Origin of the sequence: Vibrio sp. 10N.247.311.13 (assembly GCF_041467595.1) — a bacterium.
GTDB lineage: Bacteria > Pseudomonadota > Gammaproteobacteria > Enterobacterales > Vibrionaceae > Vibrio > Vibrio crassostreae_C.
The window spans coordinates 21,265-28,956 of record NZ_JBFSUX010000067.1; the positions used below are offsets into that span (position 1 = coordinate 21,265).

A 7,692-nucleotide genomic window follows, 5' to 3' on the forward strand; every position below is an offset into this window, starting at 1 on the left:
AACAGTCAAAATTAAAACAGCCTGCGACGCGCAAGCTGTTCATACGTTTCTTATCTAAGTTTATCGCAGCCTGAATTAGAGCCCGACTTTTGCCAACTCTTGCTCTGCGAACTCAGACGGTATTGCTAAATAGCCATCTTTCTCTACAAGTTCTTGTCCCTGCTTTGAGAATACAAAAGTAAGGAACTCTCTCTCAACCGGAGAAAGTGGTTTATCCGGATGCTTATTCACATACACATAGAGAAAACGAGATAGAGGGTAATCACCACTCAAGATATTCTCACGCGTAGGCTCAACATAATTAGAGCCGTGCTCTGCAATAGGAATCAGCTTAACACCTGCTACGCGGTAGCCAATGCCCGAGTAGCCAATCCCACTGATGGATGAAGCGACCGACTGAACGACTGAAGCCGAACCAGGTTGCTCATTCACACGATTTTTAAAGTCACCGCCGCACAGTGCATTCTGTTTGAAGTATCCATAAGTCCCCGATACAGAATTGCGACCGAACAATTGGAATCGATGTTTCGCCCATGGCTGATCGATTCCGAGATCTTGCCAGTTATTGAGGGGCCTTGTTGCTCCGCAGCGTAATGTCTCAGAAAAAATGCCATCAATCTGACGAAAGTTAAGCCCCTCAATAGGGTTATCACGATGCACAAAAAGCCCAATCGCATCGATAGCAACTCGCAGTGCTGTTGGCTTATATCCATGCTCCCTTTCAAATGCTTCAATTTCTCGCAGGCGCATCGGACGACTCATTGGCCCTAGATGTGCAGTCCCTTCGGTTAAGGCTGGAGGAGCAGTAGAAGAACCCGATGCTTGGACTTGAGCGTTAACATTTGGGTAGTAGGACTTGAACTCTTCCACCCATAACGTCGTCATACCCGCTAAGGTATCCGAACCGACCGATAATAAGCTCCCAGAAATTCCCGGAACCTTAGAATAATCAGGAAGAGAATCGACACCCTGTTCGGCATGCACAGGGTTAACTAAAGCAAACGCTAATAATGAGCTGACTGGAAAATGCATCCTGCGTATCGAACAACTCATGATACGGTCAGTCGATTTGGTAAAGTAAAATGGAAACGACTGCCGACGCCCACTTCACTTTGAATTTCGAGATGTGAATCGTGGTGGCTAAGCGCATGCTTTACAATCGCTAATCCAAGACCACTACCACCGGTATCACGAGAGCGGGCTTTATCTACACGATAGAAGCGCTCTGTGAGTCGATGTAAGTGTTGAGGCTCAATACCATCACCAGTATCTGACACATCTAAGCACGCGCCTTGGCTGGTTTGATACCAACGCACTTTGACCGTTGCACCTGCGGGTGTGTATTTAACCGCGTTATAAACCAAATTCGATATCGCACTTCTCAATTGGTCTTCATCGGCAAGAACTCGTAGGCTCTTATCGATATCAAACTCAAGCTTATGTTCGCGCTCACCGCTAAGGCTCGCCGCTTCTTTCTCAAGAACCTCAAGCATCGCCGGAACGTTGACCACTTCATCCAACTCATGCATTGGCGCCGCTTCAATTTTCGAAAGCGTGAGTAGTTGATTAACCAAACTGTTCATTCGATTGAGCTGCTCAGTCATTACGCCATGCGCCTTGGTCCACATTGGGCCAACGATCATGTCTGGATCTTCGGTCATTTCAAGGTAACCTTGAAGGACGGTCATCGGCGTACGCAATTCATGAGAAACGTTAGCGAAGAAGTTACGGCGCATGCCTTCTAACTGCTTAAGCTGGGTCACATCACGTACCACCATCAGGTGTTCACCCTCGGTATACGGCACAATACGCAGCTCGAGCATACGCTCCACATTCAATGGAGAAGGCATCTCTAATGGCTCAGAGAAATCTTGCTTATTAAGGTACTTAATAAAATCTGGAGTACGAATCAAATTCGAGATCGGTTGACCTGAATCATCTGGCCAACGAAAGCCCAGCAAATACTGAGCTAGCTTGTTACACCAAACGATATTGCCTTCACCGCGAAATACCACAACGGCATCGGGAAGCGATTCTGCACCGTTACGGAAACGGCGGATAAGGTTAGTCAGTTCTTTGCGTTTGCGACGCTGTCTCTGCTGCATACGATAAATACCGTTAAACAGAGATTCCCAGTTCCCAGAGCCTGAAGGTGGAGTTAGACGCTTCTCATCCCACAGCCATGCGGACAAACGCATTTGGTTGTGTAGATGCCAGCCGAGCTGCAATACCGTAGCAGCCAGCAGCAACCAAGGTAGGTAACCGAATATCCATCCGACTAAAACCCATGGTGCGTAAAAAAAAGCCAGCTCCCAAGCCAGCTTTTTCCAGGTTAACTTTTCAACCATTCAGGACTCCGTAAACTGGGCAGCGAAGCCACATTAAGCCTTTGTAGAAAAACGGTAGCCAGCGCCACGAACCGTTTGGATTAGCTTATCGTGACCTGCAGACTCAAGCGCTTTACGCAGGCGTCGAATATGTACATCAACCGTTCGGTCTTCAACGTAAACATTGGTACCCCAAACGTTGTTAAGCAGCTGCTCTCGGCTGTATACACGCTCTTGGTGCGTCATAAAGAAATGCAGCATTTTGAATTCTGTTGGTCCCATATCAACTGGACCTTCGCTTGCGGTAACACGATGAGATACTGGGTCTAGCTTAAGACCTTGTACATCAATCACATCTTCTAGTGCAGTAGGCGTTACACGGCGGATAACCGCTTTCAGGCGAGCAACGAGCTCTTTGGGTGAAAATGGCTTGGTGATGTAATCATCAGCACCCACTTCTAAACCACGCACCTTATCTTCTTCTTCGCCACGAGCCGTTAGCATCACCACTGGGATGTTGCGAGTTAACTCTTCACGCTTCATGTGCTTGATAAAGTTTATCCCGCTACCACCAGGTAGCATCCAATCTAGTAATACTAGATCTGGGAAAGGTTCACATAGCTTGTTTACCGCTGTATCGTAATCTTCAGCCTCTACTGCTTGGTAGCCTTTTTGTTCAAGCACGAAGCACAGCATCTCACGAATAGGTGCTTCATCTTCAACGACCAGAATCCTTCTCGACATAATTGAATAGCCTTTGTATTTAATCAACGCATTGCATTATCTGAGTTAATTATGACACTTTTGTGACCTTTGAAAACAAATTTTCATATAACTGTCTCAAACATTTCACTTTATAACTTTTGATACAGAGCTAGGGACAAATCGAATTAGATCTCATATCATGAAGCACTTCTAAAAAGGTATGAGAAAAATTTATGTGGTTTAAAAATTGCCTAGTCTATCGCTTCAACCGTGATATTGATTTCAACGCAGATCAGCTAGAGAAACAACTTGAAGAATTCCGCTTTACTCCTTGTGGTAGCCAAGACAAACAGAAGTTTGGTTGGGTACACGCAATGGGTAGACATGGTGATATGATGACGCACGTATCAGAAAACCGCATTCTTATCTGTGCAAAGAAAGAAGAGAAAATGCTACCCGCTTCTGTGATCAAAGAATCATTGAACGCAAAAGTAGAAACGCTTGAGGCAGAGTCTGGTACCCCTCTGAAAAAGAAAGAGAAAGACAGCCTAAAAGAAGACATCATCATTGATCTACTTCCTCGAGCATTCAGCCGCAGCAACTTCACTTACGCGCTGATCATGCCAAAAGAAGGTTTCATTGTGGTTGATGCGAGCAGCTACAAAAAAGCAGAAGATGTATTAGCATTGCTACGTAAGACAATGGGTAGCCTGCCAGTAGTGCCAGCTATCCCAGAGCAAGCGATCGAAACGACTCTTACAGAATGGGTGAAATCAGGTGATACGCCACAAGGCATCACTATGCTTGATGAAGCAGAACTAAAATCTATTCAAGAAGACGGCGGTATTGTTCGAGTTAAGAAACAAGAACTAGAAGCTGATGAGATTAAAAACCACATCGAAGCCAATAAGATGGTGACGAAACTTCTTATCAACTGGCAAGACCGTATTGAATTCATTCTTGCAGAAGATGGCAGCATCAAACGCCTAAAATTCAGTGATGAGCTCAAAGACGAAAACGACGATATTCCTCGTGAAGATCAAGCTGCGCGTTTTGATGCGGACTTCTCTCTACTTTGTGGTGAGTTCAGTGTTTTCCTTCCAAACCTATTTGAATCATTAGGCGGGTTAACTCAACCTAACGCTTAATCAGTCAAACTATAGGCTCAGGTGCTAACGGTATCTGAGCTTATTTCTCACTAAGTTCTCACTTATATCTGCCTCTAGACCCTCTTGTTAATGTCATTGCTATCTTTAGGGCTATCAACCAAACTCATTTTAGCGTAAAATTTGCGCCCCTTTGATATCACTTGGTGGTATCAACCTGACTTGAGATCAGATTAGAGAACGAAGCAATGACTACACAAAAACCATTTGTACCTGAACTATTATCACCGGCAGGAAGCCTTAAAAACATGCGTTACGCATTCGCCTACGGCGCAGATGCAGTATACGCAGGCCAGCCACGTTACAGCCTTCGTGTTCGTAACAACGAGTTCAATCACGAAAACCTACAAATCGGTATCGATGAAGCACATGCTCAAGGCAAAAAGTTATATGTTGTATGTAACATTCAGCCGCACAACTCTAAGTTAAAAACATTCATTCGCGACCTTAAACCAGTTGTAGATATGGGCCCTGACGCGCTTATCATGTCAGATCCTGGTCTTATCATGATGGTTCGTGAAGCATTCCCTGAAATGCCAATCCACCTTTCGGTTCAAGCAAACGCAGTAAACTGGGCGACCGTTAAGTTCTGGTCAACCCAAGGTGTTGAGCGTGTAATCCTATCTCGTGAGCTATCGCTTGAAGAGATCGAAGAGATTCGCGAACACTGCCCAGAAACAGAGCTAGAGATCTTTGTTCACGGTGCACTTTGCATGGCTTACTCAGGCCGTTGTCTGCTTTCTGGTTACATGAACAAGCGCGATCCAAACCAAGGTACTTGCACCAACGCGTGCCGCTGGGAATACAAAACTGAAGCAGCGAAAGAAGACGAAAACGGTCAGATCGTTGAAGCTAATCCAACTGGTGTCGCTATTCAAGAAGTTGAAGTTCAAGATGAACGTCCAGACAACACACTAGGTCTTGGTAAACCAACAGACGAAGTGGTTCTGCTTTCTGAATCACACAAGCCAGAAGAGAAAATGGCAGCGTTTGAAGATGAACATGGTACTTACATCATGAACTCAAAAGACCTTCGTGCAATCCAACACGTTGAGCGCCTAACGAAGATGGGTGTTCACTCTCTGAAGATCGAAGGTCGTACTAAGTCTTTCTACTACTGTGCACGTACTGCTCAGGTTTACCGTAAAGCTATTGACGATGCAGTGGCAGGCAAACCATTCGATGAAAGCCTAATGGGTACACTAGAGAGCCTAGCTCACCGCGGTTACACTGAAGGCTTCTTACGTCGTCATACTCACGATACTTACCAAAACTACGAGTACGGTTACTCTATCTCTGACACTCAACAGTTTGTTGGTGAGTTCACAGGTAAGCGCCGTGGCGACCTAGCGGAAGTAGAAGTGAAGAACAAGTTTCTAGTAGGCGACAGCTTAGAAATGATGACACCGAAAGGTAACGTTGTTTTCAAACTGGAAGTTATGGAAAACCGTAAATCTGAAGCGGTCGACGATGCGAAAGGTAACGGTCACTTTGTATTTATTCCTGTACCAGCAGATCTAGATCTAGAGTACGGCTTGCTGATGCGTAACTTGAGCGAAGGCCAAGATACACGTAACGCATCAGGCAAATAATTTTTACTTAAGCGACTTACTTGAGAAGAAAATAATGGCTCTGTTAATTACTGACAAGTGCATAAACTGCGATATGTGTGATCCTGAATGCCCAAATGGTGCAATCACTATGGGCGACAGCATCTTCGAGATCGATCCTGATTTATGTACAGAGTGTAAAGGTCACTATGAAAAGCCAACATGCCAGTCAGTGTGTCCGATTACAAAATGCATCATCACTGACCCAAACCATATTGAAACTGATGATGAGCTACTTGAGAAGTTTGTTATCATTCAAGGCTTGACCTAAAAGAAGAAAGGTTCAACTTAACCATAAGTTGAACCTTTTTTTTCATCCTGATTTTCCGATTGGATAAATATTGCAGAAGAGCTCTTTTTCAAATTGATATTCGAGTCGTTCTCGCCAGTTTATTGATTGAGCTATCGGAACAAGATAAAAGTTTTCCCTGCTGGTATCGGTCACAAATGCCATTCCATACTGCATCAATTCATAGTGAACATCATTTACGAAACTAGGATCTAAACGTTGTCTGCCTGTTAGCTGATTGATGTCATCTCTTGAAATTGAAATACCCGAGCTTTCAGCGTTGAACCTATGTCTTAACCATTCTGAAAATTCCTTCGCACAAATCATAGTCATAGTCTTATCCTTGAATTATCTATCGACGGGTATCAGACTCTGATTTCGCATACTGCATATAAGCCGCATCTTTCACCCCAAAACACTCAATCCCTGACCAAACCTTGTCAAATTCGCCATCGCCCTTGCTGATACCGTTATTGCTTTTATTAATATCAAACGATGTTCTTAATCTCGTGTTTATAAACTCTAGACAAAAGTGTGATGTTTCTCCAGTTTTAGAGTCGAAAAAACCAGTGGCAGTACCACTGCAAAAAGCCTCGATAAACAGGATTACTTCTTAGATATCAAGGCCAAACATTGACTTGGCATCACTTTAACTTTTTTCTTTTTCTTAGTTTTCGCTACTTTTTTAGGAGGTGGAACTGGAACAGTCTTTGGAGCCCAACTTGCAAGTTCATCTCCACAACCGTCACCTTTAGGAGGGCTCGCTTGAGCTATGCAGTTTAAGCTGCCTTCAGGACACTTTAAACGAACGTGAAAGTGGGAATGATGTCCCCACCAAGGTCTTATTTTACCTAACCAAGCTCTATCATTAATTTCAGATTTTTCTTGTTCACAAAGGGTTTGCTTAATGACTGGATGAACAAAAATACGCACCACTTTTTCATCTTTCGCTGCATAGCGAATAACTTGAAAATGATCATCGGTCCAATTCGATTCACGCAATTTGTAGTTAGTAAGATCCACAACGCTCACAGGTTTAGGCACAGCTAACTCGTTCTCTGACAACCTCTTACTGGTTAACCTTAACCATATATCGATATCTAACCCTGTTTGATGACTTGAATGACCCGAAGAAAAGCGCCCTCCTCTAGGAAGAGAAACATCACCGATCAATAAATTAGTATTGAGTTTCTCGCTGGTCGTGACACCTAACCTCTCAATAAACTTAATAGCTTCTGTATGGCCATAGTAGCGCTCTCTTTGGGGGCGAATAATCTGATACCCCAACCCATTAATTGGCAAGGCCTGCGCGCCGTCTAGACAGCCATTAGCATAGCTTCCAATTGATGAGGGTGAGTTTTTAGTAGGGTGACTCTCTTTTTCCCACGAAGTTGCTGATAGAGAAAATGAACAAAAGAATACAACCAGTGCAAAAAAGAACCTCATAATAATCCCAAATTACTGACGCTTACTCATTATATTAGTCGCCATTTAGGATTAGGTGCATATCGTACTTAAGTTTTTGGTGGTAGCTAGTGAATTATACCAATTAAAGTAAAAATGTGATCTAATTAAGATTGATGAATTATTGTGAA

Annotated in this window: 8 protein-coding genes; 3 read left to right on the top strand and 5 right to left on the bottom strand. The window is 43.8% G+C overall.

The genetic code is table 11. The annotated features are described in order from the left end of the window. Positions 1 to 75: 75 nt before the first annotated feature. The 3 genes from AB6E52_RS19955 to phoB are packed head-to-tail and all read right to left on the bottom strand — an operon-like array spanning position 76 to position 3,071. Positions 76 to 1,053 carry a PstS family phosphate ABC transporter substrate-binding protein gene (locus tag AB6E52_RS19955; RefSeq protein WP_102320722.1) on the bottom strand — a complete coding sequence of 326 codons (978 nt, stop codon included), beginning with the start codon at positions 1,051 to 1,053 and terminating at the stop codon, positions 76 to 78. Beyond that, on the bottom strand, positions 1,050 to 2,348 hold the full coding sequence (gene phoR, locus AB6E52_RS19960; protein ID WP_004740365.1) for a phosphate regulon sensor histidine kinase PhoR: 1,299 nt from the start codon (positions 2,346 to 2,348) through the stop codon (positions 1,050 to 1,052). The genes AB6E52_RS19955 and phoR overlap by 4 nt, the downstream gene beginning before the upstream one ends. Positions 2,349 to 2,381: 33 nt before the next feature. Beyond that, complete coding sequence (phoB, locus tag AB6E52_RS19965; RefSeq protein WP_004735064.1) at positions 2,382 to 3,071, bottom strand: phosphate regulon transcriptional regulator PhoB; 690 nt, start codon at positions 3,069 to 3,071, stop codon at positions 2,382 to 2,384. A 194-nt stretch (positions 3,072 to 3,265) separates the two neighbouring features. On the opposite strand from phoB, the gene rdgC reads away from it, so the two are divergent. The 3 genes from rdgC to AB6E52_RS19980 all read left to right on the top strand — a co-directional run bounded on the left by rdgC (position 3,266) and on the right by AB6E52_RS19980 (position 6,079). Further along, the gene (gene rdgC / locus AB6E52_RS19970; protein WP_017062534.1) at positions 3,266 to 4,180 is read left to right on the top strand and encodes a recombination-associated protein RdgC; all 915 of its coding nucleotides are present in this window, start codon (positions 3,266 to 3,268) and stop codon (positions 4,178 to 4,180) included. 206 nt (positions 4,181 to 4,386) lie between these two features. After that, positions 4,387 to 5,790, top strand: a complete 1,404-nt coding sequence (yegQ, locus tag AB6E52_RS19975) for a tRNA 5-hydroxyuridine modification protein YegQ (protein ID WP_019823039.1) — start codon at positions 4,387 to 4,389, stop codon at positions 5,788 to 5,790. A gap of 34 nt (positions 5,791 to 5,824) precedes the next feature. Further along, positions 5,825 to 6,079, top strand: coding sequence for a YfhL family 4Fe-4S dicluster ferredoxin (locus tag AB6E52_RS19980; protein ID WP_004735061.1), 255 nt, complete (start codon positions 5,825 to 5,827; stop codon positions 6,077 to 6,079). A 42-nt stretch (positions 6,080 to 6,121) separates the two neighbouring features. Here the strand turns inward: AB6E52_RS19980 and AB6E52_RS19985 are convergent, their stop codons facing one another. Both AB6E52_RS19985 and mepA read right to left on the bottom strand, forming a co-directional pair. Continuing rightward, a complete protein-coding gene (locus tag AB6E52_RS19985) occupies positions 6,122 to 6,430 on the bottom strand; it encodes a hypothetical protein (RefSeq protein WP_017062536.1) in 309 nt (102 codons plus the stop codon). 273 nt (positions 6,431 to 6,703) lie between these two features. Next, complete coding sequence (gene mepA, locus AB6E52_RS19990) at positions 6,704 to 7,543, bottom strand: penicillin-insensitive murein endopeptidase (protein ID WP_102320723.1); 840 nt, start codon at positions 7,541 to 7,543, stop codon at positions 6,704 to 6,706. Positions 7,544 to 7,692: the final 149 nt, after the last annotated feature.